This window comes from Endozoicomonas sp. ONNA1, assembly GCF_024606325.1.
Classification (GTDB): Bacteria; Pseudomonadota; Gammaproteobacteria; order Pseudomonadales; family Endozoicomonadaceae; genus Endozoicomonas_A.
On record NZ_JAHHPN010000308.1, the window covers coordinates 1 to 1,506 of the forward strand.

A 1,506-nucleotide genomic window follows, 5' to 3' on the forward strand; every position below is an offset into this window, starting at 1 on the left:
TCCCAAACATGAGGAAGTGGCAGTGCTGCTGAGCTGGCCGGAATGGAGAGACCAGGATGGCGAGTTCAATACGAAGCTGTTCCTTGCCGTCTCGTCTATGAATCATGGCAGAGGCTTTCCCAAACACGTAGAAGTAAGACTAATGCTGGACTGGCCGGAATGGAGAGACCAGGATGGCCGGTTCAATACGGAGCTGTTCCTCGCCCTCTCGTCCATGAATCATGGCAAAGGCTTCCCCAAACATGAGGAAGTGACAGTGGTGCTGGGCTGGCTTGAATGGAGACGGGATGACAAGTTCAATACGGCGCTGTTCCTCTACTACGCGTCCAGGAATCATGGCAGAGGCTTGCCCAAGCATCAGCAGGAAGTGAAAGACACGCTGAGTCGGCTGGAATCGAAAGACCAGCAGTATGAGCATGGATTCAATGAGGAGCTGTTCCGCGCTTTCTCGTCCATGTCTACGTCAAGAGGCTTGCCCCAATATGAGCAAGTGAAAGCGATTTTCAACTGGCCGAAATGGAAAGACTAGCAGCCTGTCGAACTTATGTGTCCGTAGCGAAGGTTGCGAGAAATTAAGGATAAAAATTTCTGATCCCGAGGAGAATAGCGAGCTATTTGACGAGGGAGCATGAATTTTCAGGCCAATTTATCGCAACCGCACAACTGCATGGATGCAGGAGCTGATCAGTTGCGTTTTCTGGACGCCAACAACGCCCGGCCTGTATTCGAACTGTTTACTTCTTTGACTGCCCTGCAAAAACTCAGAAAAGAGCATTCTTCTAAAAAGGCGAGACCCTTTATTATTGGAAGTTGCTCTTGATGTTTGTGAGAGTTGTCAGGAATTAGAGTTGCTTCATGGCTATTAGTTCGTTACTTTCTGCCGGTAATTGCACTACTTCACATTAAATGAACACTATTGCGGTATGACAACCTCTTTCTGGCAGACCAAATCCCTCGAACAGATGACTCCTGATGAATGGGAGAGCCTCTGTGATGGCTGCGGTCGCTGCTGCCTGCAAAAGCTGCAAGATGAGGATACAGGAGAGGTTCACTACACCTCTCTGGCCTGCAAGCTGCTGGATATTCATAGCTGCCAGTGTTCAGATTATGAACACCGCAAGGAAAAAGTCCCTGAATGCCTTAAGCTGACAGCCAGTGATATTCCTCATTTTCACTGGCTGCCAGACACCTGTGCCTATCGACTTCTGGCCGAAGGCAAACCGCTTTGCGACTGGCACCCTCTGATATCCGGAAACCCGGACAGCGTTCATTTGGCTGGCATTTCCATCGGGGCGTTTGCGCAATCAGAAAGCTCAGTGCCTGAAGAGGATTGGGAAGATTACATTATCCCCCTGCAGCCCGTCGAGCGCTGAGTCGGGCAGCCCCCGCTATCCCCGACGACATTCAGCTCCGCCGAAGGCGTCAGCTGGAATGGCCGTGTCAGGTTGCCGGGACTAGCAGCCTGTCGGACTTAAGCGTCCGTAGCGAGGATTGCAAGAAATTGAG

General features: G+C 51.1%; 2 protein-coding genes. Both read left to right on the forward strand.

Annotation, left to right across the window (positions count from 1 at the left end; all coding sequences use genetic code 11):
• Window positions 1-529, forward strand: a 529-nt coding sequence (locus KDK19_RS07265) for a hypothetical protein (RefSeq protein ID WP_257291643.1), incomplete at its 5' end; no start/stop codon positions are given.
• A 394-nt stretch (window positions 530-923) separates the two neighbouring features.
• The gene (locus KDK19_RS07270) at window positions 924-1,373 is read left to right on the forward strand and encodes a YcgN family cysteine cluster protein (protein ID WP_257253875.1); all 450 of its coding nucleotides are present in this window, start codon (window positions 924-926) and stop codon (window positions 1,371-1,373) included.
• The last annotated feature ends 133 nt before the right edge of the window (window positions 1,374-1,506 follow it).

Coding starts and splice junctions, on each gene's coding strand:
- KDK19_RS07270 (WP_257253875.1), top strand. CDS start 924: ATGACAACCTCTTTCTGGCAGACCAAATCCCTCGAACAGATGACTCCT.